General features: G+C 33.6%; 20 protein-coding genes and 2 pseudogenes. All 22 read left to right on the top strand.

Annotated features, from left to right (window positions below; all coding sequences use genetic code 11):
• The first annotated feature begins 8 nt into the window (after positions 1 to 8).
• The 22 genes and pseudogenes from VLK81_RS04290 to VLK81_RS04395 all read left to right on the top strand — a co-directional run bounded on the left by VLK81_RS04290 (position 9) and on the right by VLK81_RS04395 (position 22,803).
• Positions 9 to 1,721: an ABC transporter ATP-binding protein gene (locus VLK81_RS04290; protein ID WP_142961809.1), complete on the top strand. Its 1,713-nt coding sequence runs from the start codon at positions 9 to 11 to the stop codon at positions 1,719 to 1,721.
• Positions 1,722 to 3,467 carry an ABC transporter ATP-binding protein gene (locus VLK81_RS04295; protein WP_142961810.1) on the top strand — a complete coding sequence of 582 codons (1,746 nt, stop codon included), beginning with the start codon at positions 1,722 to 1,724 and terminating at the stop codon, positions 3,465 to 3,467.
• A gap of 21 nt (positions 3,468 to 3,488) precedes the next feature.
• Positions 3,489 to 4,841, top strand: a complete 1,353-nt coding sequence (locus VLK81_RS04300) for an MATE family efflux transporter (RefSeq protein WP_142961811.1) — start codon at positions 3,489 to 3,491, stop codon at positions 4,839 to 4,841.
• A 299-nt stretch (positions 4,842 to 5,140) separates the two neighbouring features.
• Positions 5,141 to 5,278, top strand: a complete 138-nt coding sequence (locus VLK81_RS04305) for a hypothetical protein (protein ID WP_004838640.1) — start codon at positions 5,141 to 5,143, stop codon at positions 5,276 to 5,278.
• Between the two features lie 55 nt (positions 5,279 to 5,333).
• Positions 5,334 to 7,109, top strand: a complete 1,776-nt coding sequence (locus tag VLK81_RS04310; protein ID WP_324619451.1) for a recombinase family protein — start codon at positions 5,334 to 5,336, stop codon at positions 7,107 to 7,109.
• Positions 7,110 to 7,737: 628 nt separating this feature from the next.
• Entirely contained in the window at positions 7,738 to 7,914 is a 177-nt protein-coding gene (locus VLK81_RS04315) for a helix-turn-helix transcriptional regulator (RefSeq protein ID WP_324620457.1), read from the top strand.
• A gap of 163 nt (positions 7,915 to 8,077) precedes the next feature.
• Positions 8,078 to 8,758, top strand: a complete 681-nt coding sequence (locus VLK81_RS04320) for a hypothetical protein (protein WP_324619452.1) — start codon at positions 8,078 to 8,080, stop codon at positions 8,756 to 8,758.
• Between the two features lie 82 nt (positions 8,759 to 8,840).
• On the top strand, positions 8,841 to 9,788 hold the full coding sequence (locus tag VLK81_RS04325; protein ID WP_324620459.1) for an ATP-binding cassette domain-containing protein: 948 nt from the start codon (positions 8,841 to 8,843) through the stop codon (positions 9,786 to 9,788).
• Positions 9,782 to 9,910, top strand: a pseudogene (locus VLK81_RS09775) (ABC transporter ATP-binding protein); the annotation flags it as partial. The gene VLK81_RS04325 and the pseudogene VLK81_RS09775, both read left to right, overlap by 7 nt.
• A gap of 119 nt (positions 9,911 to 10,029) precedes the next feature.
• On the top strand, positions 10,030 to 10,668 hold the full coding sequence (locus tag VLK81_RS04330) for a DUF6796 family protein (protein WP_324619454.1): 639 nt from the start codon (positions 10,030 to 10,032) through the stop codon (positions 10,666 to 10,668).
• 83 nt (positions 10,669 to 10,751) lie between these two features.
• Positions 10,752 to 11,579, top strand: a complete 828-nt coding sequence (locus VLK81_RS04335; RefSeq protein WP_324619455.1) for a class I SAM-dependent methyltransferase — start codon at positions 10,752 to 10,754, stop codon at positions 11,577 to 11,579.
• A 51-nt stretch (positions 11,580 to 11,630) separates the two neighbouring features.
• Positions 11,631 to 12,257: an L-2-amino-thiazoline-4-carboxylic acid hydrolase gene (locus VLK81_RS04340; protein ID WP_324619456.1), complete on the top strand. Its 627-nt coding sequence runs from the start codon at positions 11,631 to 11,633 to the stop codon at positions 12,255 to 12,257.
• Positions 12,258 to 12,329: 72 nt separating this feature from the next.
• Positions 12,330 to 13,268 (top strand): alpha/beta hydrolase, encoded by a 939-nt coding sequence (locus VLK81_RS04345; protein WP_324619457.1) that lies wholly within the window; start codon positions 12,330 to 12,332, stop codon positions 13,266 to 13,268.
• Positions 13,269 to 13,306: 38 nt separating this feature from the next.
• Positions 13,307 to 14,053: pseudogene (locus tag VLK81_RS04350) on the top strand (alpha/beta fold hydrolase).
• Between the two features lie 10 nt (positions 14,054 to 14,063).
• Positions 14,064 to 14,570, top strand: coding sequence for a hypothetical protein (locus VLK81_RS04355; protein ID WP_324619458.1), 507 nt, complete (start codon positions 14,064 to 14,066; stop codon positions 14,568 to 14,570).
• Positions 14,571 to 15,764: 1,194 nt separating this feature from the next.
• Positions 15,765 to 16,079 carry an ArsR/SmtB family transcription factor gene (locus VLK81_RS04365; RefSeq protein WP_324619460.1) on the top strand — a complete coding sequence of 105 codons (315 nt, stop codon included), beginning with the start codon at positions 15,765 to 15,767 and terminating at the stop codon, positions 16,077 to 16,079.
• A 19-nt stretch (positions 16,080 to 16,098) separates the two neighbouring features.
• A complete protein-coding gene (arsD, locus tag VLK81_RS04370) occupies positions 16,099 to 16,464 on the top strand; it encodes an arsenite efflux transporter metallochaperone ArsD (RefSeq protein ID WP_324619461.1) in 366 nt (121 codons plus the stop codon).
• An 18-nt stretch (positions 16,465 to 16,482) separates the two neighbouring features.
• Positions 16,483 to 18,234, top strand: coding sequence for an arsenical pump-driving ATPase (gene arsA, locus VLK81_RS04375; protein WP_324619462.1), 1,752 nt, complete (start codon positions 16,483 to 16,485; stop codon positions 18,232 to 18,234).
• 31 nt (positions 18,235 to 18,265) lie between these two features.
• On the top strand, positions 18,266 to 19,321 hold the full coding sequence (gene arsB / locus VLK81_RS04380; RefSeq protein WP_324619463.1) for an ACR3 family arsenite efflux transporter: 1,056 nt from the start codon (positions 18,266 to 18,268) through the stop codon (positions 19,319 to 19,321).
• 348 nt (positions 19,322 to 19,669) lie between these two features.
• Positions 19,670 to 21,136, top strand: a complete 1,467-nt coding sequence (gene ltrA, locus VLK81_RS04385) for a group II intron reverse transcriptase/maturase (RefSeq protein WP_324619464.1) — start codon at positions 19,670 to 19,672, stop codon at positions 21,134 to 21,136.
• 431 nt (positions 21,137 to 21,567) lie between these two features.
• The gene (locus VLK81_RS04390) at positions 21,568 to 22,158 is read left to right on the top strand and encodes an ABC transporter ATP-binding protein (protein WP_324619465.1); all 591 of its coding nucleotides are present in this window, start codon (positions 21,568 to 21,570) and stop codon (positions 22,156 to 22,158) included.
• A 36-nt stretch (positions 22,159 to 22,194) separates the two neighbouring features.
• Positions 22,195 to 22,803, top strand: a complete 609-nt coding sequence (locus VLK81_RS04395) for an ABC transporter ATP-binding protein (RefSeq protein WP_324619466.1) — start codon at positions 22,195 to 22,197, stop codon at positions 22,801 to 22,803.
• Positions 22,804 to 22,870: the final 67 nt, after the last annotated feature.

The following is a 22,870-nucleotide window of genomic DNA, read 5'->3' on the forward strand; positions in this document are numbered from 1 at the left end:
GGTGCGTAATGGAAGTTTTAAAAAAGCATATAGGACAAATTTTATCATCAGTTATTATTGCAGTAATTGGTGTTTTTTGTAGTGTTGTACCATATTTTGCTTTAGCTAAGATTACTCAAAATATAGCAATTAGTAATACAGATTTAGAATTCTATAAAAGACCAATTTTGCTTATTTTAGGTGGGTTAATAGGAAGTGTTATTTTTCATGAGATTTCAACTTTAATTTCTCACAATTTAGCATTTCGCATAATAGAGGATGAGAGGAAGAAACTTGTAAGAAAAATTAATAGATTATCAATGGGAGAGATTGAAAAACGATCTAGTGGAGAATGGACTCAGTTTATGGTAGAAACTTTGAATAAAATTGAGCAACCGATAGCTCATGTTATTCCTGAAGTAATAGCTAATCTTATCATTCCAATCGCTTTAGTAGTTATTATTTTTATAATGGATTGGAGGATTGGAATTGCAAATCTTATTACATTACCACTAGGGGTGTTATTTTCAATTCTAATGATGGGTGGATATGAAGAAAAATCACGAAATTATCAAGAAGCCGCAAAAAACATGAATACAACAGCTGTTGAATATATTAGAGGTATTCAAGTTATAAAGGCATTCAATAAATCTGCATCATCATATGGAAAATTTGTAGATGCTGTAAATAGTAATAGAGACAGTATGCTAAATTGGTATTTAAGTGTTTGTTTCTATATGACAGCAGCAATGGAAGTTTTACCATCAACTTTATTATTTGTTTTACCAACTTCTTTATACTTGTATATGAATGGAAGTATTGAAGTAGGCAATCTAATAATGTGTGTTTTATTATCTTATGCCTGCTACAAACCTTTGATTAAAGCTATGAGTCATATGGATACTATGGCGAATGTAAGAGTTGTAATAGATGAAATAAAAAATGTTATGGAGTTACCAGAGTTAGAACGATGTAATGGAGAGGAAAAAATAAGATCATACGATATTAATTTTGAAAATGTATGTTTTGCCTATAATGATAAGAAAAAAGTTTTTGATAACTTATCCTTTAGTGCAAAAGAAAATAAACTTACAGCTATTGTTGGCTATTCTGGCGGTGGAAAATCCACTATTGCTAAGCTAATTGCGGGATATTGGAACATTAATAAAGGGAAAATATCTGTAGGAAATGTAAATCTTAAAGATGTTTCTCTTGAAAAGAACATGGAACTTGTAACCTATGTATCACAAGAAAACTATCTATTTAGGAAAAGTATCATAGATAATATGAGAATGGCAAATCAAAATGCTAGTATTGAAGAGATAAAAGACGCTTGTAAAAAAGCTTCTTGTCATGACTTTATTATGAGTCTTCCTAATGGATATGAAACCATAATTGGAGAATCTGGGAGCAACTTGTCTGGAGGAGAGAGACAAAGACTTACAATAGCAAGAGCTTTGCTTAAAGATAGCCCAATAGTTTTATTAGACGAAGCAACAGCATATTCTGATCCAGATAATGAAGCTGAAATTCAAAAATCGATAGATGCATTAGTAGAAAATAAAACTGTTATCATGATTGCTCATAGGCTTTCTACAATAATAGGAGCCGATAAGATCATAGTATTAAACAATGGGGAAATTGAAGCAGAAGGAACTCATAAAGAACTTCTTGGAAAAAGTGAAACATATGCAAAAATGTGGAAATCACACATAAGTTTATCAAACGATAGGGGTGAGTAAATGAAAGAATTAATTCACAAGTTATATTGGGTCGCTGGAAAAGAATCTTCCAAAATTAGCAAGATGTTTTTCTTTGAAGTATTAAAAAGTATATTTGAAGGAATATCCCTTGGAGCTACAATGTTGCTTTTACTTAAAATATTTCAAAATATATTTGAAGGAAGAAATATTACACAAGAAGACATCTATTTCGTATTTGCAATAGCTCTACTAAGTGTAGTAGGGAAAATATTATCTAGTTATATGGCTGATAGAAATAAATACATCGCAACTTACAATATGGGAGCAGAAAATAGGCTATATATAGGTGATCAGCTAAAAAAAGTGAATATGGGATATTTTAGCAGTAATCGCCTTGGAAACATTTCAGGCGGATTAACCACAGTTATAGGTGAACTTGAAACCGTAGGAGTTAATATAATAGAAACTTTATTTGTGGGAGTAATTCAAACTATAATAATGGCGATATTTATGATTCCGTTTGATATAGTTACAGGTTCTATAATTTTAGGAACTTTATTCTTAGGAATGTTATGCAATGTTATCTTTCAAAAGAAATCAGATGAGTTGACTAAAAAATTACAAGCGTTAAAAATAAATCTAAACGCATCTACTTTAGAGTATGTTAAAGGTATTAGTGTTATTAAATCATTTGGGAAAAGTGGTGAAATGACTAAAGAATTGGACAGAGAGATTTATAAAAATAGAAGAGGCTTTATAAATGTTGAAAAAACTGTAGCACCTGCTGCTTTGATATTTCTAATTATATTTAAATTAGGGATTTGTCTTATTATATTTTCAGCTATTTATAGATTTTGTATAGGAGAAATTGATCACTATAAAGCTGTAATGCTTGTAGTGTCTAGTTTTATTGTTTTTTCTGGTTTTGAAATGGCTGGAAGTATGCAAAACGTTAGAGGAATAGCTATACAAAACTTGGATTCAATTGCTAAACTTAGGAATTTACCAACAATTTCAGAAGGCACAAGAACAAGCTTCGAAAAAGGAGATATAAATCTAAAGGACGTTGACTTCTCATATGACGAACAGAACTTATTTAACCGTTTAAATTTAGATATTCCAAAAGGTAAGACTACAGCAATTGTAGGTGGTTCTGGAAGTGGAAAAACAACACTTTGTAATTTGATAGCTAGATTTTGGGATGTAGATTCTGGAGAAATATTGATTGATGATAATAACATAAAAGATTTTAGGTATGACAATCTGTTATCTAATTTCACTTTTGTTTTTCAAGACGTCTATTTATTTGATGACACTATAAAAAACAACATTAAGTTCGGAAATCCAGAAGCTAGTGATGAGGAAGTTATTAATGTTGCTAAGCAAGCACAGTGTCATGAATTTATTATGAAGTTGTCAGATGGTTATGACACAGTTTTACAAGAGGGTGGTTCAAATTTATCTGGAGGAGAGCGTCAGAGAATATCTATAGCAAGAGCTATGTTAAAACCAAGCAGAATTGTTATTCTTGACGAAGCTACTTCAAGTGTAGATCCAGAAAATGAACAACAACTTATAACTGCTTTAAACAATTTGTTAAAAGATAAAACTGTAATTGTGATTGCACATAAACTTGAAACTATTAAAAATGCTGATCAAATTGTTGTTATGGATAAAGGAAATATTGAAAGTATTGGTAAACATAAAGAGCTTATGGAAAAATCACACATATACAAGAGTTTTATTGAGAAAAGAGAAAAAGCTACTGGTTGGAAAATTGAATAAAATTTAATAGAGGATGATTTTATGAAACAAGATATGAAAGAACAATTATTAACAAAAAGACCCATAGATTTACTTTTTCAATTATCTGTCCCTGCTGTAATAGGAATGATAGTAATAGGTCTTTATCCACTAATGGATGGAATTTTTGCAGGAAATATTATAGGACAAACTGCAATGACAGCTTGTGGTGTAGCTATGCCACTTACCTTTTTTAATAGTGGAGTATCTACACTCATAGGTGTAGGTTCAGCATCAGTTTTATCAAGAGCTATAGGAAAGGGTGACCAAAAAACAGTTGATAAAATTATGGGGAATTTAATCTTTTGGGTTATCCTATTCTCATCAATTATTACAATAGGTGGAATTTTACTTGCACCACATTTTTTAGATATGGTTGGAGCAAGTGGAGAAATTAAAGAATATGGTATCAGATATTTACGAGTAATTTTCATTGGTTCTTTATTTGTAAACTTTACTCAATCAGCAAACATGGTTATGCGTGGAGAAGGATTAATGAAAAAAGCAATGCTCATTATGGGGCTAGGGGCTTTTTTAAACATAATTCTTGATCCAATTCTAATGAAATTAATGGGAAAATACGCAATAGAAGGGGCTGCACTTGCAACTATTACAGCACAATTTGTTCAAGCGATAATAACACTCCATTACTTCAAATATAAAAGTAAAGCAGTAAAAATAAATAAAATCAAACCTGATCAGGAAATAAAAAAAGAAATGTTTGGCGTAGGGTCATCTGCTATGATGATGCAAATTTTATTTATGATTCAACAAACAATGCTATATAAAATGTCATTTAAATATGGCGGAGATACAAATGCTATCTTGATGGCAGCAACACTTAGAATATATGCCTTTTCATTCATTCCACTTTGGGGAATGAGTCAAGGTTTACAACCTGTAGTTGGTACAAATTTTGGAGCGAAAAAATACGACAGAGTAAAAGAAGCTATGAAAGTATTTTCTATCGGAGGATTAGTTCTTGCATCAATATTTTGGATACCAGCATTAGCATTTTCAAAGAATATTCTGTCTTTATTTGGAGTAGAAGAAAGTATTATAACTCAGGGAATAGGAAACTTTAGACTATTTTATTCTATCTTTATCCTATATGGAGTAATGGTAATGACTATAACATTCTTCCAATCAATAGGAAACGCTAAAAAAGCCGGCATAATAGTAATGCTAAGACAGTTATTTTTATTCGTACCTGCCATGATTATTTTACCAATGATATTTGGAGTTAAAGCAGTATGGTTTGCAGAACCCTTTGTAGATTTAATTATGATAATAGCTGGTGTAGTAATGATGTTTGGGGAATTAAATAGGATGGATAAAATTGGTTTGAAAAACTAAATACAAATAACAATCGAAAGAGTTTCTTTCATTTTAGAGGATTTATGCCCAATAGCATAAGTCCTCTTTTTATGTTCAAATTAATCATTAAAATTCAAAAATACTATAAAAAAATAAAAATTCTGGTTACCAAAGAGGACAAATTTCACTTTATAAAGTGAGGGGTGTTTTATCATCTTTTTATAAAAATCCAAATACTTTGAAGTGTGAAGATTCTTGAAGTTGCTTAGGTGAGATTAGAATTTTTCAAATTTAATTCACTTATCAAGGTAAAAAAATAACTTACATAGGAGGTTAAAATGCAAGCAATAAAGATTTATAGCATGAGAGTTGCTATGTTATGTAGACTTTATGATCTTAAATTAATTAATGATAAGGAATATACAAAAATAAAAAATAGAATAGAAAATGATTATAAGAAGAGAGATAGAAAGTAGTTAATCTTGTGATATAATAACACTGTAGAAAGATACAAAATGGGAAGGAGGTAAAATGAATACTAAAGTAAAATTAATAAAAGCTTCAAATTCAGGAGCAAGAAATAGAAATGCACTACATTTAGATTTAAAACGTGTTGCAGCATATTGTCGAGTAAGTACAGATAGTAAAGACCAACTTGAATCATATAAATCGCAAGTTGAGTATTACACAAATCTAATAAAAAATAATAAGAACTGGACTTTGGCTGGTATATACGCAGATGAAGCAACAACAGGAACAACTGCTAGTAAAAGAGCTGATTTCATGAGACTAATTAGTGATTGTCAAAATGGAGATATAGACATGATAATTACTAAATCTATATCAAGATTTGCTAGAAATACATTAGATACTTTGAAATATGTAAGGCTTCTAAAGGAAAATAACGTTGGTGTAGTATTTGAAGAAGAAAATATAGATACTTTGACAATGGATGGAGAGCTACTATTAACAATATTAAGTTCAGTAGCTCAACAAGAAGTAGAAAATACCTCAGCCCATGTGAAAAAAGGACTGAAAATGAAAATGGAAAAAGGGGAACTTATTGGTTTTCAAGGTTGCCTTGGATACGACTATGATCCTACAACAAAAAGTATCTCTATAAATGAAGAAGAAGCTAAAATTGTCAGATACATCTTTAAAAGATATTTAGAGGGCAATGGTGGCTCAGTCATTGGTAGAGAACTAGAAGAGCAAGGATATCTTACTCCTAGAGGTAAAACAAAATGGTCTGATACTACAGTGTTAGGAATAATTAAAAATGAAAAGTATATTGGAGATATACTAATGGGAAAAACTTTTACAGTTGATCCCATAACAAAAAGAAGACTAGCAAACTTTGGTGAATCTGATAAATACCACATTGAAAATCATCACGAGCCAATTATATCAAAAGAAGATTTTGAAAAGGCACAGGAGATTAGACTCAGGAGAGCACAAAACAGAAACACTATTGCTAACAAGGATAGAAAAAGAGAGAAACTATCAAGGCAATACGCTTTTTCAAGTATGCTGGAATGTGGATTTTGTGGAGAAATACTGTCAAGAAGAACTTGGCACACAAGTTCAATTTATAAAAAAATTAACTGGCAATGTGTAAAGTCAACAAAAAAAGGTAAAAAATATTGCCCTCATTCAAAGGGAATACAAGAAGCAGCAATAGAAAAAGCATTTGTTGAAAGCTATAGGCAATTATGCCATGCAGATTCAACAGTAATAGATGACTTTTTAAAGATTGTTGAAGAAGAAATAAATGATAATACATTAGTCAAGGATCTGAAAAAGATAGAAAATCATTTAAATAGAATCATTAGTCAAGAAAGAAAGTTAGTTGATCTTCATTTAGAAGATAGCATAGATGAAGAAGTTTATTCTAAAAAGTATAAAAAACTGACAAAGCAAAAAGAAGAATTACTTGATGAAAAGAAAACACTAGAGCTAACTATCAAAGATGAAAACTCCATTAAAGAAAGACTAAAGCAATTTAAAAAGGTCTTAGAAAACAAAGAAATTATAGAGGAATTTAATAGAACAGTATTTGAAAGCATAGTTGATAAAGTCGTGGTTGGCAGAATCGACAAAGACGGAACCGTTCATCCTTATGACTTAACATTCTATTTCAAAACAGGGGCTAAAGATAGTCAAAATTCTAATAACTTTAAAGATAAAAGAAAAAATGCCAAAGGCAATGACATTAATAAACTGTGCTCCCGCAAGAATGCCGAGGATAAAAAATTATGTTCCCAAGCAAAAGACAACGCACGTGGAGACTGTCTGTTTGATGTATAGAATTAAGTAATTAAGTGTAAAAGGATATTTATTATCAATCTTTAGATTTTTATATTGGCCATCTCTAAAAACCTGTTCCAACAAGCGCTTCTTTGATGTACAGGGCATATGAAGACGATTAATTTTTTAGCTGAGAGCAATCACATAAAGAAGCTTGAACAGCTTAAAGACAGCCTGGTACGTCTGAATGAATCGGTGGAGTGGGAAGGGATGTTGAAAACAGAATCATGAAACTGGCAGTGAGGAATAGACCGCTAAGCGCAGAGCAGCAGGAAAGCAATCGACAGCGAAGCAAAATCCGCTGTCGGGTAGAGCATGTGTTTGGCGTGCGGTGCATGCCTTGTATAAGTCTACTCAAAATGAAGAAGAATGTGGTAAACAGCGATAAAAACAGCATAAACAGAGAATTGGAAAGCTCTTTTTTATGCAACTAAGTAGTTTTTGCCGAAGTATTTCCTCATTGAGAGAGAAAAAAAGGTTTTATAGAGGTTGCCAATAGAAAGTGACAAAAAACTTGACAAAACAGCTTTACAAGTCCCACTTGCCAAATCTATTGTAAAGTTATATACTTAAATAAAAGAGGAATGGAATGAAAAATAAAATAAAAGAACTTAGGAAATAAAAAGGAATTACGCAAGCAAAGCTTGTCGAAAATATGGATATTTCAAGGCAATATATAAGTTTGCTTGAAAAAAATGAAATAGAACCATCAATGAAAGTTGCAAATGAAATAGCAAGAGAACTTGGGACTTGTATTTATTTGGTTTTCGACTTGGATGGAATAGGAACGTATAAGTGTCGTTAGAATAATGCAACAGTATGTAGGTTCTGGTGGTAGGACTTATAGTGATTTATAAAATGGCTTAGACAATTATTTTAATGCGAGAAATGTTAACAATAGTGCAAACGCCATAACTAGTTTAAGCTTTTCGAGAGTAAAGACTCAAATAAATAAGAGTAGACCGATTATGATTGGAACGACTAATCATCCTAAATTTGGTGAACATTGGATTATTAGGTGTGGATATTTTACTAGCACTGTTGATGGTAATTATGTAATTGTAAATAATGGATGGGGAAATAATAATGTTTGGATTGAACCAAGCACTACCTATTTAGACGGAACAATCCATTTACTAATTAAATTGGGAGCGGTGGTTATGAAAAAGATATTTTATTTAATTGCTTTAATTGTACCCTTTGTACTTTTAGTGGGCTCTGCCTCAAATAATGCCGCACAGCGAGCAGCAAAAATAGATGACAGTATTCCTTATCTTTCTAATCTCGTCTTTTCTATCGGTGGATACTTTGATGGGCATGTAACGACAACCATCACATTTTATGATGAGTGCATGAAAGTTAAAAAAGAACATCCATACGATAAGGAATCCGTCGAGGAACAGACGGTTGATTATCCAGATAGCAAAGAAAGCTTTATGCAGGCACTGCAAGATTTGCACTTCGGGAAATGGAAATCACGGTATGACAACCCCGAGGTTCAAGATGGTACACAGTGGAGTCTGGAACTTCATTTTTCGAATGGACAAAGGACGGTTAGCTTTAGTGGTTCCAATGCCTATCCTGATAATTTTGACGACTTTTGTAGCCTGATTGGCGAAAGAAGCGATGGAGAAACAGCGGATAAATAATTCCCTATCTGAAATACATCAAACGCTGTTTTTACATTACGGCGACCTCCAATGGTGGCTGGCAAAGACACCTTATGAAGTGATGAACGGAGCTATTCTCACGCAAAATACGGCAGGGACGAATGCAGAAAAGGCCATCGGACAATTCGAGGACGACATGACGCCGGAACGCATTCATCATCTGCCATTGGAGAAGCTTCAAGACCTCATCCGCCAGTCAGGCATCTATAAACAAAAATTGCAGTATCTTAAAGTCTTAACCGAGTGGTTTATGAGCTACGACTGCGATGTGAAACGGATTCAAAATCTTCCTTTAAGCGATGTCCGTAAGGATCTGTTAGGTGTTCATGGCGTGGGCAACGAGACGGCAGATTCCGTTCTGCTCTATGCCTTCCATTTTCCAACCTTTGTCGTCGATGCTTATACCATGCGGCTTTTCAAACGTTATCCACTTGATGCGGGGAAAATCTTAATCGATGGCAAAGATATAAAAGAAATATCAACAGAATCCCTTTTTGACAAGGTGTCCATTGTTTTCCAAAATGTAGTTTTCTTTAATCAAAGTGTTATGGAAAATATTAGACTTGGAAAGCAAGATGCAAGTGACGAAAAAGTAAAAAGAGCTGCAGAGCTTGCCAATTGTATGGACTTCATCGAGAATATGCCGAATGGTTACGATACAGTTATTGGTGAGAACGGAGCTGAGTTATCAGGCGGAGAAAGACAAAGATTATCAATAGCCAGAGCCTTCTTAAAAAATGCACCGATATTGATCTTAGATGAGATAGCAGCAAGCCTTGATGTTGAAAACGAGAAAAAAATTCAGGAGTCTTTAAATAATTTAATGAAAGATAAAACTGTTGTCATCATTTCACACAGAATGAAATCTATAGAAAATGCAGATAAGATAATAGTTCTTGAAAATGGAAAAGTAGAAAGTGAGGGCAAACATAGAGAGCTTTTACAAAAATCAAAAGTTTACAAGAACTTAATAGAAAAAACAAAAATAGCAGAAGAGTTTATTTATTAGGAGGACAGAAGCAAAGCCTTGCAATAGTATCTCTTATGTGCAAGGATTCTCCGTTTGTCTATTTCGAAGAACCTGCAAGTGGTATGGATTATTTCAATATGATAAAAATTGGCAGTCTTGTACTGCCTTTATTTTTTTATTTAGTTTAACTCAGCAAATCATATAATTGAAAGGAATCTGTGTTATATGCTATAATAATATTGATAATAAATATCATTTAATATAAAAAGGAGTTAGACTTATGATCTTAAACAAATGTATCTTAATAGGTCTCTTGGGTTCATTCATGATGTTTTTGGGAGACATGATTTTATATTATGATCCAAATGATTACGATGGCAGAGATACTATAAATAATATTATTGGCATAATGAAAAATGTCAGCATAAAAAGATTATACCTTGGTGGTCTTTTAGGGCCAATATGTGCTTTTATTTATTGTATTGGGTTTTTTCATATTGTTTTGGCAACACAAGAAAAGTATTTAAATGTCGCTTGGTTTGTATTTTTAATAAATATTTTTGGCATGATACTAGGAGGCGCTTATCACATTCAATGTGCCTATCTAGGTCTTTTATCAAGGCACGAAAATAAGGGAGCCCTTGATGAATTTTTAAAATTTTTAAAATTTCAAGCAAAAATAGTTTTTGGAATAATGGCACTAGCAAATATAGGAATAGCATTGATAATTGTATTTGGATTTACAGTATTTCCAAGATGGCAAACCCTATTTACACCTATATTTCTTTTGATTTTCACTCCTCTTGCTGATAGGTTGCCAAAGGGAATTCATATGATTATTCGCGGAGGCTGGTTCAACTTACTATATTTTGTTTACTACCTAACCTTATTGATAACCTATACTAATATGAATTTATAAGATTATATGGTTAGAGATTAAAATTATTATTTTAGTAGACAAGACAAATTTTAGAAAATTTATTATTTACAGGAGGAAATTTTATGAAACAAGTAAATTTTATGGATGACGATAAAACAAAGGCTGACTACAAAAATTGGGTCCCTGCAAGCTTGTTAAAGAATTTAATATTTGCAAGCCTTGCAGCTTTCATCCTATTTATAGCCTTTGGTGTCAGTGATTTTGTATTTAGTGGAAGAACTCGTCTAATATGTGCCCTTATTCTTGGGCTTGCAACGTTGATACTTATTTTCTTTGCAAGCTGGATGAGATTTTTATATAGGGCTTTTGATTACAACGGAAAAAGAAAGCTTGCCAAAGTCATAATAGAGGGGACTGCCGACTATGTAAAGATCCCAGATGGTGGCGTGGGTTTAGATGTAGGATGTGGTAGCGGCCCACTTACAATTGCTTGCGCAAAGAAAAATCCAAAGGCGACCATGGTGGGTTGTGACATATGGAGAGGCTCATATAAAAGTGAATTTTCTAAAGAGCTCTGTGAAAATAATGCAAAATTAGATGGAATAGAAAATGCGAGATTTGAAGAAGGAAATGCAGTGAATCTTCCTTTTGAAGATGAAAGTTTTGATGCAGTAACAAGCAACTATGTTTATCACAATATAACGGGAAAAAATAAACAAAAACTTTTACTGGAAACATTTCGTGTACTTAAAAAGGGTGGAGTTTTTGTTATTCATGATTTGATGAGCAAGTCAAGATACGGTGATATGAATAAATTTATCGAACAGCTTAAAAAAGATGGCTACGAAGATGTGCAATTAATTGATACAACAAAGGATATTTTTATGAACCACAAAGAAGCTTTATTATTAGGACTTTACGGCTCAACTCTTCTTATTGGAAGAAAATAAAATTGTATATAAATTACTATAAAAAATTAGAAAGTTGATGGGGTGTGCAAGATGAAATACAAAGGTTTTTATTTCTTATTATTTAAAGGTCCAATGAAGAAAGTTCTTATAGAAAAATATGATAAAGAATATGCTTCAGAAATTATTAAAAATAGCAAAAAAATTTATCGAGAACTTGTAAAAAATATGGACGATATCGGCGAGGACAATCCCATGGCATACAATGAGATGTTCGCCCTGGTCTTTGTTGCTCCATATATAGCAAGTGAGAAAAAAATTCCACCGGAGACCATCCAGGAAATGATGCGCCAATCTCTTTATTTTGTCAAATGGTATTTTTCCTTGACTAATCTCAATACTGAGAAGGGCAAAAAAGCTAATAAGAAAAATATTCTTAAGTATTACAAGTGGTACACAGAGGAAAAAGAAAAGCTCTATCCAACGTCCTTTAAAGTTGATTTTGAGGGAGAACCCTATGAGGGTGCTTGCTATTACAGAATTACTCGTTGTCCCATTTGTGCTTATACAAAGAAGTTGGGGGTAGATGAATTAATGCCCCTATTCTGTGAACTTGATGAGCTTATGATAAGTCTTGAGCATGGAGTACTTCACAGAAAAGGGACCATAGCAAATGGAGCAGATTATTGTGATTATTTTATTACAGGCGATAGAGAATGAAAAAGTTACAAGAATAAGTATTAGTAAAATTTGAAAAATTGTGATTAATTGAGTATTGATGGGAACTGTGAAATGAGTTTAACTTATAAAATTGCATCGACAACAGTAAGACTTGCCGGTGTTAAAAAAATGTTTTTAAAGAACAAGGAAGAGATGCTAGAGTATGCAAAGAAAGAAAATGCAAAGGCGGTATTTGATTTATATAAGGCAAAGAAGAGAGCCAAGAGAAAAAAATACTATCTCATTGCAAGAAAGGTAATGGGTTACAGGCTCCTTTCATATCAAAAGAATGAGGATCCTGCAGAGGGAGCAGTCCTATATTTCTTCGGCGGAGGAATGATTACACCACCGGACAAATTGGATTTTGCTTTGGCAGAAAGAATAATGGAACAAACCGGCAAAGACCTTTGGTTTTTATTTTATCCTCTTTGCTCGGAAGATTTAAAGGTGGATAAAACCTATGAAGTTTGTTTTGAAACCTATAGGCTAATGACCGAAACTTATAAGGCAGAGAACATAAGTGTCCTTGGATTTTCATCAGGTGCTGGTTTAGCCCTTGGAATTTTTTTGCATAATAATGCATTAGGCAGACCTTTGCCAATGGCTGGGAAAATAATTTCAGTATCTCCTGGTGGACTTCCTGATGTAAGTCTTGAGGAAAATAAAGAAGTATGGGAAAAATTAAATGCCCTTAACCATAAAGACATAATGATTGAACCTACCTATTTTAAAACTGCAAGAGAAATCGTAAAAGGGGATGAAGACTTACCTGAATATATGTTAGACGGAACGAAGGGAGATTTTTCAGACTTTCCAAAAACTTACTTTTATTACGGAGGAAATGAATGCCTTTATGCTTTTGCAGAATACTTTAAAAAGGCAATGGAGAAATATAAGGCTCCATATAAAATCATCGTGGGTGAAGGAATGTGTCATTGTTATCCACTTTTAAGATTTTTTAGAGAGGGTAGACAGGCGCAGGATGAAATTATTGAAATATTAAAGTCTTAATATTACAAAGATATAAGAAAAGTTTAAAAGAGGGGAAAATGAACTTTATAACGTTTGGAAATAGAAATAAGAAGTCAATATTATTTATTCATGGACTTGCCTCTACAGCGGATCTATGTTTCAAACCTTTGCTTCCTTATTTACAAGACTACTATGTAATTTTCTGCGAATTGGATGGACATTATGGGACTAACCCAAAAGATTTAACTTCAATGGAGGAAACCATAGATTCAATAGAAAATTACATATTAAATGAAATGGGCGGGAGTGTCTATGGAATATGCGGATTTTCTATGGGAGCAACTATAGCTGTTGAATTAATTGGAAGAGGAAACATTTCTGCTTCTAAAGTCCTCTTAGATGGGGCGATTACTGCCGAGTTGGGCCTGATGGCAAGACCATTTACCTGAGCTTTTATCATTGGTACAAGTAGGATCAAGAATAAAAAGCCAATCCCTAAATTTTTATTAGATAAGATTATGGGCAAGGATAATCTAAGCGTAATAGAAATGGCCTATCCGCAAATTTCAAAAACCACTATTAAAAATGCCTGCGAGTTTATCTATCATTATAAGCCTCCAAAAAATTTAAGTAAGTTTTCAAATCCAGTAATGTTTTGGAGGGGGAGCGAAGAGCCAATCCCTGAAAAAAGTGAAAAGATATTAAGAGAGTATCTTCCACAAATGGAAACAGAAGTATTTGAAGGAATGGGTCATGGACAATTTCTCCATGAACATCCCAAAGAATACGCAGAGAAATTAAAAATCTTTTTGGAAAATAAATAAGGAGAATATTATGGATATAACAAGAGCAATATTAGATGGAATTGCAATGGCTGCTATCTTTAACGGTCAAGTGGCAGCTTTTGTACTGATTAACCCAAGATTTTTCTTCGATTCCTATCCAAAGGGAATACAAAATTCTGCTCCAGAAAAGATGACAAAAAAAGAAAAAAGAATAAATTTAATACTTACGATTATAATTTCAGGAATCGTATTTATATATGGAGTGACCTCTCTTTTATATACGGGAATAAGAGGACTTAGAGATCTTTTCTGGATGAGCTATATTCAGTGGATAATATTAAACTTTGGAGATTTCTTTTTATTGGATATACTTTTGTTCCAAGGAAAGTACAAGAATAAGATAGTAATACCTGGTACTGAAGGGAATGAGGACTACAAATTTGGAAATTGGATGAAACATTTGGCCATTAAAGAACATTTTATCTTGATGCCATTTTTACTAATTCCAATCATATCCATAATCCAAGCTTGGCTAGTGTTTCTACTCGGATTATAAAATAAAATTTGAAAGAAAGGAATAAAAGAAGCGGCAATAGAAAAAGTATTTGTTGAAAGCTATAGGCAATTATGCCATGTAGATTCAACAGTAATAGATGACTTTTTAAAAATTGTAGAAGAAGAAATAAATGATAATACTTTAGTCAAGGATCTGAAAAAGTTAGAAAACCAATTAAATAGAATCATTAGTCAAGAAAGAAAGTTAGTTGATCTTCATTTAGAAGAGACTATAGATGAAGAAATTTATGCTAAAAAGTATAAAAAACTTACAAAACAAAAAGAAGAATTACTTGATGAAAAGAAAACACTAGAGCTAACTATCAAAGATGAAAACTCTATTAAAGAAAGACTAAAGCAATTTAAAAAGATCTTAGAAAATAAAGAAATTATAGAGGAATTTAATAGAACAGTATTTGAAAGCATAGTTGATAAAGTCGTGGTGGGCAGAATTGACAAAGACGGAACAGTTCATTCATATGACATAACATTTTATTTCAAAACATGAATTAAAGATAGTCAAGATTCAAATAACTTTAAAGATAAAAGAAAAAATGCTAAAGATAATGGTATTAATAAATTGTGCTTCTACAAGAATGACGAGGAAAAAAATTTATGTTCCCAAGCAAAAGACAATGCACGTGGAGACTGTAGTATTTATGTCAAGAAAATAGAATAACAAGCTATAAAAGTGCTGAAATCAATGGTTTTTAGGATTTTAAAAGAAATCTTAAAAGCCATTTTTCTATTTAAAAAAATACCTTGTGGGAACATTTCAAGTGTAGATTATTGCAGGGTGTGTAGACATATGGATATTTTAGGTGGAGTGAACAGGATGGATATTAGGACTTGAAACATCGATTAATAAGTTGTAAAACATAAACAAGTTTGCAGATTAGCTAAATGTAATATACTAACTATATGAGGTCAATAGTAAAATAACAAATAACAATTAACAATTAAATAAAAATAAGCATGGCAAACAAGCCTAAGTAAATTATGCAAATTTTAATAATAAGTATTTAATTTTTGAGCATTAAATTTAAAATTAGTTTTTAGAAGCTTAAAAATAACTCTAATTAGTTTTTTAACAACATTGACAATCATCGATATGGGGTGTATAATAAATATGAAATCGAAATATATCGATATCATTGAAGAGTATCGATATATCAAATAAAGAAAGGGGGGAATTATGAAAAGATCATACGCAGAGTTCACGCCTATATTCAAGGTTTTGTCTGATGAAACCAGGCTGAAAATAATTGATATGCTCTCATGTGGTGAGATTTGTGCCTGTGATATTTTGGATGGTTTGAGTATTTCTCAATCAACTCTAAGCTATCACATGAAAAATTTAACGGATTCAGGCCTTGTTAACGGAAGAAGGGATGGGGCTTGGATGAGATATACTCTAAACCTTGAAAGAATAGGAGAGGTTAAAGACTTCCTAGATTATATTACTGAAGATAAAGAAGATTGTATTTGTAAAAAATGTAAGGAAAAATAAATGCTAAAGGAGTGTTAGTATGAAAAAAATGGTAATTTATGACCCAGCAATGTGTTGTTCAACAGGTGTATGTGGACCATCAGTAGACAAGAACTTATTAAGGGTATCCACAGCGATTAATAGGTTAAGCAAAAACAATGTAGAAGTAATAAGACATAACCTAAAAGAAGAACCACAGCTTTACGCTGAAAATGATAAAGTAAGCAAGCTGTTAAATGAAGAAGGAGTCGATGTACTTCCTATTACAATGGTTGATGATGAAGTAGTCAAAACAAGAGAATACCCTACAAATGATGAATTTGTTGAATTTTTGGATATACCAAAAGAATATATAATGTCTGGTTTAGCAGTTCAAAAAATGAAAAAGAATAAAGAAAACAAATAGACAGGATAGGAGGTCAATGTGTATACAAGATTCAACCCAGAAAATATTAAGCTAAATAAGTATCTTTTCTTTACAGGAAAGGGAGGTGTAGGTAAAACTTCTATAGCTTCAAGTCTTGCTATAAACCTAGCAGATCAAGGTAAAAAAGTTATCCTTGTAAGTACAGACCCAGCCTCAAACTTACAGGATATTTTTGATATAGACTTAGACAATAAAATAAGAGATATAGATAAGGTAAAGAATTTAAAGCTAGCTAACTTTGAACCAGAGAAAGCCCTAGAAGACTATAAAGAAAGCGTAGTTGGGCCCCAAAGAGGCAAGCTGCCAGATGAGGTTATAAAAGCCATGGAAGAGCAGCTTTCAGGAACATGTACAACTGAAGTGGCAGCTTTTAAGGAGTTCACAAGCTTTATAGCTGATGAAGAGCTTGCAGAAGAATATGACCATATAATATTTGATACTGCTCCAACAGGTCATACACTAAGAATGCTAGAACTACCTTCAGCGTGGACAAACTTTTTAGATAACAACAAGTATGGAGCATCTTGCCTAGGCCAGCTATCAGGGCTAGATGAAGAAAGAGGTATTTATAAAAAGGCTGTTGAAAACCTAGCTAACAGTGACTTAACTAGCCTTATACTAGTTTCTAGACCTATAGAAACAGCCCTAAAGGAAGCGGCAAGGACTTCAAATGAACTCCACGAAATTGGTATAGACAACCAAGTTCACATAATAAATGGTATGCTAGATTCCTATGATGATGATCTTTCAACAGCTATACACAATATGCAAAAAAAAGACGTGGAAGCAATGCCAGAAGGGCTAAAAGAGCTTGAAACTTATTATATTCCACTTAAACCATACAACACATCTAGTATTGAAAATCTTAGAAAGTTTTTCTCAGATGATATAGAAGAAAAAATGGAGTCTTCAGTTACCATAGATACTAGCAAGATATCTAGGCTACAAGATGTTGTTGACGACCTATATAAGAACGATAAAAAAGTTATCCTTACCATGGGTAAGGGAGGGGTAGGAAAAACAACTATAGCAGCTGCTATTGCCCTAGGCCTTAATAATAAAGGGAAAAAGGTTCATCTTGCAACAACAGACCCAGCCGACCATCTAAAATATATAATAAGCGAAAGAGAAAATTTGACTATTTCCTATATAGATGAAGATAAGGAGCTTGAATCTTATAGAGAGGAAGTCCTAGGAAAAGCAAAAGAAGAAGGGGCAAGCGAGGAAGACGTTGACTATATCGAAGAAGACTTAAGAAGTCCATGTACCCAAGAAATTGCAGTCTTTCGTGCCTTTGCTGAAATAGTAGACAAGTCAGAAGATGAAATAGTAGTAATAGACACAGCCCCAACTGGTCATACTATCCTTCTTTTAGAATCAACTGAAAGCTATAATAGGGAAATTTCAAGAAACCAAGGAGATGTACCTGAATCAGCAAAGAAGCTACTACCAAGGCTTAAGGACAAGGATTATACAGAGGTTGTAATCATAGCCCTAGCAGAAGCAACTCCTTATTATGAAGCAAAAAGACTTAAGGAAGATCTAGATAGGGCAGGAATCTTTAATAAATGGTGGATTATCAACTCAAGTTACTTTGCAAGCGGCAGTCAAAACGAGATTTTAAAAGCTAGAGCCGAGCAAGAAAAAGAGTGGATTAAGACAATAGATGAAACATCTCAATCTAACACAGCCCTTGTTGAGTGGATTCCAGAAGATTTAAAAGAAGACAATTTAAAAGACCTATTATAAGAATAGTCAGATTAATAAAGAGGTGAAATTGTTGAAAGAAACAAAGGATAAAATTAGTTTTTTTGAAAGATATTTAAGTATATGGGTTTTACTCTGTATGGCTGCAGGTATTTTGATTGCTAAATTTATGCCATCTGTCCAATCTTTCCTACAGTCGTTGGAATTTAAGGGTCAAAATATAATTTTAACAGTTTTAATGTGGCTTATGATATACCCTATGATGGTTAGAATAGACTTTAAATCACTAAAAAATGTAGGAAAACATCCCCAAGGTATAATTATTTCTACAATAGCAAGCTGGGCAATCAAACCATTTTTAATGTTTGGTCTATCTACACTTTTCTTCCATTATGTATTTAGCCAGTTAATACCCGCTAATCTTGCCAATGATTTTGTTATAGGTGCAGTACTCTTAGGGACAGCCCCATGTACAGCCATGGTCTTTGTGTGGAGCAGTCTTACTAATGGAGACCCAGCGCAAACCCTTGTACAGATATCGATAAATGACATCTTGATACTCTTCCTATTTGTACCACTTGTACAGCTCCTTTTAGGTTTAAAGGGAATAAGTCTACCAATGGATGTTCTATTAATGTCATTAGTACTTTTTGTTCTTATTCCTTTAGTGGGCGGGTTTTTATCAAGGTACTTTATAATAAAAAATAAGGGAAAAGATTACCTGGAAAATAACTTTATAAAAAAGTTTGACGGAGTAACTACAATAGGACTTCTTCTTACCCTCATTATTATATTTACTTTCCAAGGAGATATGATAGTAGAGCATCCACTTTATGTAGTTTTAATAGCAGTTCCACTAATACTTCAAAATGTGATTTCATTCTCTCTAACATATTTTGTAAGTAAAGTAAGCAAACTACCTCATGAGATAGCAGCACCAGCTTCTTTAATAGCAGCATCTGACTTTTTTGAACTTTCAGTGGCTGTAGGCATAGCCCTATTTGGTGTAGATTCTCCTGTTGTTCTTGCATCAACTGTAGGGGTTCTTACAGAAGTTCCTGTAATGCTACTTTTAGTAAGGATAGTTAATAATACGAAAAGCTCCTTCCCTAGCCTTGAGAGAGCTTAATAAAGTTAAGACAGTAGAAAAAAGTGCGACTACAAAATTAGTCGCACTTTTTGTTGTATGACGGGCATGTTCTAATGCTAGGGTGGAGATCCATACAGAGCGTAGTTACCGACGAATCTAATAGCGACTTGCAAGTTTTAGATGGCGACATCTAGGAGAGAAGAACGGGTAGCAAAATCGTGGCTTGACGAACAGGAACAGAATACAAGGCGTAAAAGGTGGCCAAGCTAGCAACAGATAGCAAAGACCCAAAAGGTAACCGTAAACCTAAGGCGTAAATTCTGCAAGTAAACGATGAAAGTATTAGGGCTTATCCCGTGAGGTCTCACTAGTGAAACAGCAGTAACAATGAATAGTGAGAAGTTAGCAGAAGTCATATTAGTTGGAAACACCGAAGGACTAAACAATTTGACAGCACGAGTAAAATGTATGTTGCATAACAAATCTGACAGAGAAAGTAGAAGAAACGTAAATGAAAGCGAAATCTCACACCTAAGAAATAAGTTATGCAAGCGGAAAGGAGCAAGTGCACACATGGAAGATAAAAGAATAAATCAAATCCTAAACCCGGAAAACATGCACCAAGCCAAACTAAAAGTCATCTCCAACAAAGGAGCATCAGGAATAAATGGCATAAGTGTAGAAGAAATAGATGAATACATCAAAGACAACTGGGCAGGGATAAGACAAGAAATTATCGGAAGACGCTATAAACCACAGCCTGTAATTCGAGTAGAAATTTCAAAACCAAACGGAGGAAAAAGAAAACTCGGAATACCGACAGTAATGGACAGAACAATCCAACAAGCAATCGTACAAGTCTTAACACCAATAATAGACCAAAAATTTTCAGAAACAAGTTATGGCTTTAGACCAGGAAGAAACTGCCAAATGGCAATAACAAAAATTTTGGAATACCTAAACGATGGATTTGAATGGGTGGTGGACATAGACCTAGAAAAATTCTTTGACAAAGTCCCACAAGATAAATTAATGAGCATAGTTCATGAACACATCCAAGCACCTGACACAGAATCACTAATCAGAAAATATTTAAAAGCGGGAATAATGAACAAAGGTGTATACGAAAAAAGTGAAATAGGAACTCCCCAAGGCGGGAACCTATCACCACTACTAAGCAACATCATGCTGGATAAATTAGACAAAGAAGTAGAATCAAGAAGACTTAGATTTACTAGATACGCAGACGACTGCTTAATATTTGTAGGGAGCAAAGCAGCCGCAACAAGAGTAATGCACTCAGTAACAAGATTCATAGAAGAAAAACTCGGCTTAAAAGTAAACGCAGAAAAAAGCAAGATAACAAAACCAAGTGGAATAAAATATCTAGGATTTGGCTACTGGAAAGACAATAAAACAAATGCATGGAAAATACGAGTCCACGAAACATCATTTAAAAGATTCAAAGATAAAATAAGAACTCTAACCACAAGAAAATGGTCAGTTTCTTTTGACTACAGAATCAAGAAATTAAATGAAGTAACAAGAGGCTGGATAAATTACTTTAGGTTTGCGGATATGAAAAGCAAACTAAAAAGATTTAGCGAACAACTTAGGACTAGACTCAGAATAATCTGTTGGAAAATGTGGAAAGTGCCAAAGAAAAGACAATGGGAGTTACAGAAGATGGGAGTAGGAAAAGACCTGGCAAGACTGACAGCCTATTGTGGAGATAGGTATTACTTTGTAGCAACAAAAACCTGCTTAGTAAGAGCAATTACAAAGGAGAGACTAACCAAAACAGGATTAGTCGACCCATACGATTACTATAAAAGCAGGTCATGTGTAAATTAAATTGAACCGCCGTATGCCGAAAGGCACGTACGGTGGTGTGAGAGGAGCTAGATTTTAGCCCCTATTCGATTGCAATTGATATATATATGGTATAATAAAGTAAAACAAGAGGAGAAAATCTGAAATACAAGAAATTTTTTATCACCATGCTTTTGATTGCAATTATTGGTGCGGTAATTACTTTGGTGCCGCCGGCCCTTATCCAATACTGGAAGGCCAACAACATCAACATTGACAACGCTATGATCTACACTCTGGCAGGAATTATTGTGGCCTCGTATTTGATCAGGGTGCTTTTGATTTATGTTAGGGAAAAATTTGCCCTGGAGTTTAACAAGAATAATTTCTTCAAGTCTCTGGGCCAAACCCACAAGATGCAATATGACGAGCCTACCAATCGCGGACCCTTAAACGTCCTTGAAAGAATTATAATGAGTGTCAAATCGACTTATTCAATTATGACTGGGGACTACATAAATATTTGGTCAAATATAATTATAGTTGTAGGTGCCCTTGTGATTTTGTTTAAGGTAAATTGGATCATCGCCTGTGCAATGGCCATGGTCCTCCCCATAAATATCTTGGGTTACAAGGCTTTAAACAAAAAGCTCTTTGAAAAATCCAAGGTCATGCAAGAACAAACGAGCGCTGGTTGGCAAAAAGTTTTGTCATTTATAGACAATGTGGATGATTTCAAACAGCTATCCAAGTTTTCCTATATAGAAAACTTAATCGATGACGACGTCCACAAGATTTTTAAATCTATGGCAGATGTAAATGTTTACGCCCAAAGCGTCAGCTATATAATCCACGGCTTTAACGAAGTTGTCAGGTCTATAATCATGCTCTACATGCTCTTTATGGCGACCAAGGACGACTACCAAGCAGGGGTTATTATGATAGTAATATTCCTTATCCCAGTTTATTTTTCAGCAGTTTCCTCAATTGTCTCTTCAAATTTAAACAAGAGAGACTACAAGGTTGCCACTGGATTTATTGACGAAGTCAAAAGCCTGGCATAGCCCAATGGCAAAAAGAGTCTGGACCCAGTTCAAAATATGGAAATCGACCTAGACTACATTGGCGCCGGAGAATTTTTAAGGACGGTAAAGATTAACGAGACCTTCAACAAAGGCGACATAGTTTGGGTCAAGGGCGACAGTGGAACTGGAAAGTCGACTCTGGTAAAATACCTGACCAAGTTTAGGCCAATTGAAAGCATCAAATACAACGGCGAGGACATGATGGACCTGGCCAACGAGGACTTAAGAGAAAGGGTAATCTACCTCAGCCAGCAATCTTCGATTTATAATGCATCCATCCTTGACAATATAATCATTGATAAAAATAAGCAAGGGCAAATGAAGAATAAAGTTCAAAATGAAAAACTCCTGGCCCCAATCTTTGCAAACAAAAGTGTGGATACAATTATAAATCCAGCAGTCGCCAATTTTTCTGGCGGGGAAAAACAAAGAATAGCCTTCGCCAGGGCCATATATAGAGATCCAGATGTCTTGATTTTGGACGAAATCACATCCAACATAGACGACAAGTCAGCTCGTGAAATCTACGCACGCGTTAACGAAGAGAGAAATAAGAGAATAACCTTTATAATCTCCCATGATGACTTACCAGGAGAAATATCCAATAAAGAAATCACTTTGTAAAAATATAAAAATAAAGTTGTGGAGAAATTGTACTGCCCCCTTAAATCCGGACACGGAAATAAGTGGG

This window comes from Citroniella saccharovorans, from assembly GCF_035481615.1.
Taxonomy (GTDB): Bacteria; Bacillota; Clostridia; order Tissierellales; family Peptoniphilaceae; genus Citroniella; species Citroniella saccharovorans.

Bases quoted from the DNA above. Each gene is read 5' to 3' on its own strand.
- VLK81_RS04290 (WP_142961809.1), top strand. From the start codon at position 9: ATGGAAGTTTTAAAAAAGCATATAGGACAAATTTTATCATCAGTTATT.
- VLK81_RS04295 (WP_142961810.1), top strand. From the start codon at position 1,722: ATGAAAGAATTAATTCACAAGTTATATTGGGTCGCTGGAAAAGAATCT.
- VLK81_RS04300 (WP_142961811.1), top strand. From the start codon at position 3,489: ATGAAACAAGATATGAAAGAACAATTATTAACAAAAAGACCCATAGAT.
- VLK81_RS04305 (WP_004838640.1), top strand. From the start codon at position 5,141: ATGCAAGCAATAAAGATTTATAGCATGAGAGTTGCTATGTTATGTAGA.
- VLK81_RS04310 (WP_324619451.1), top strand. From the start codon at position 5,334: ATGAATACTAAAGTAAAATTAATAAAAGCTTCAAATTCAGGAGCAAGA.
- VLK81_RS04320 (WP_324619452.1), top strand. From the start codon at position 8,078: ATGATTGGAACGACTAATCATCCTAAATTTGGTGAACATTGGATTATT.
- VLK81_RS04325 (WP_324620459.1), top strand. From the start codon at position 8,841: ATGAACGGAGCTATTCTCACGCAAAATACGGCAGGGACGAATGCAGAA.
- VLK81_RS04330 (WP_324619454.1), top strand. From the start codon at position 10,030: ATGATCTTAAACAAATGTATCTTAATAGGTCTCTTGGGTTCATTCATG.
- VLK81_RS04335 (WP_324619455.1), top strand. From the start codon at position 10,752: ATGAAACAAGTAAATTTTATGGATGACGATAAAACAAAGGCTGACTAC.
- VLK81_RS04340 (WP_324619456.1), top strand. From the start codon at position 11,631: ATGAAATACAAAGGTTTTTATTTCTTATTATTTAAAGGTCCAATGAAG.
- VLK81_RS04345 (WP_324619457.1), top strand. From the start codon at position 12,330: ATGAGTTTAACTTATAAAATTGCATCGACAACAGTAAGACTTGCCGGT.
- VLK81_RS04355 (WP_324619458.1), top strand. From the start codon at position 14,064: ATGGATATAACAAGAGCAATATTAGATGGAATTGCAATGGCTGCTATC.
- VLK81_RS04365 (WP_324619460.1), top strand. From the start codon at position 15,765: ATGAAAAGATCATACGCAGAGTTCACGCCTATATTCAAGGTTTTGTCT.
- arsD (WP_324619461.1), top strand. From the start codon at position 16,099: ATGAAAAAAATGGTAATTTATGACCCAGCAATGTGTTGTTCAACAGGT.
- ltrA (WP_324619464.1), top strand. From the start codon at position 19,670: ATGAATAGTGAGAAGTTAGCAGAAGTCATATTAGTTGGAAACACCGAA.
- VLK81_RS04390 (WP_324619465.1), top strand. From the start codon at position 21,568: ATGAGTGTCAAATCGACTTATTCAATTATGACTGGGGACTACATAAAT.
- VLK81_RS04395 (WP_324619466.1), top strand. From the start codon at position 22,195: ATGGAAATCGACCTAGACTACATTGGCGCCGGAGAATTTTTAAGGACG.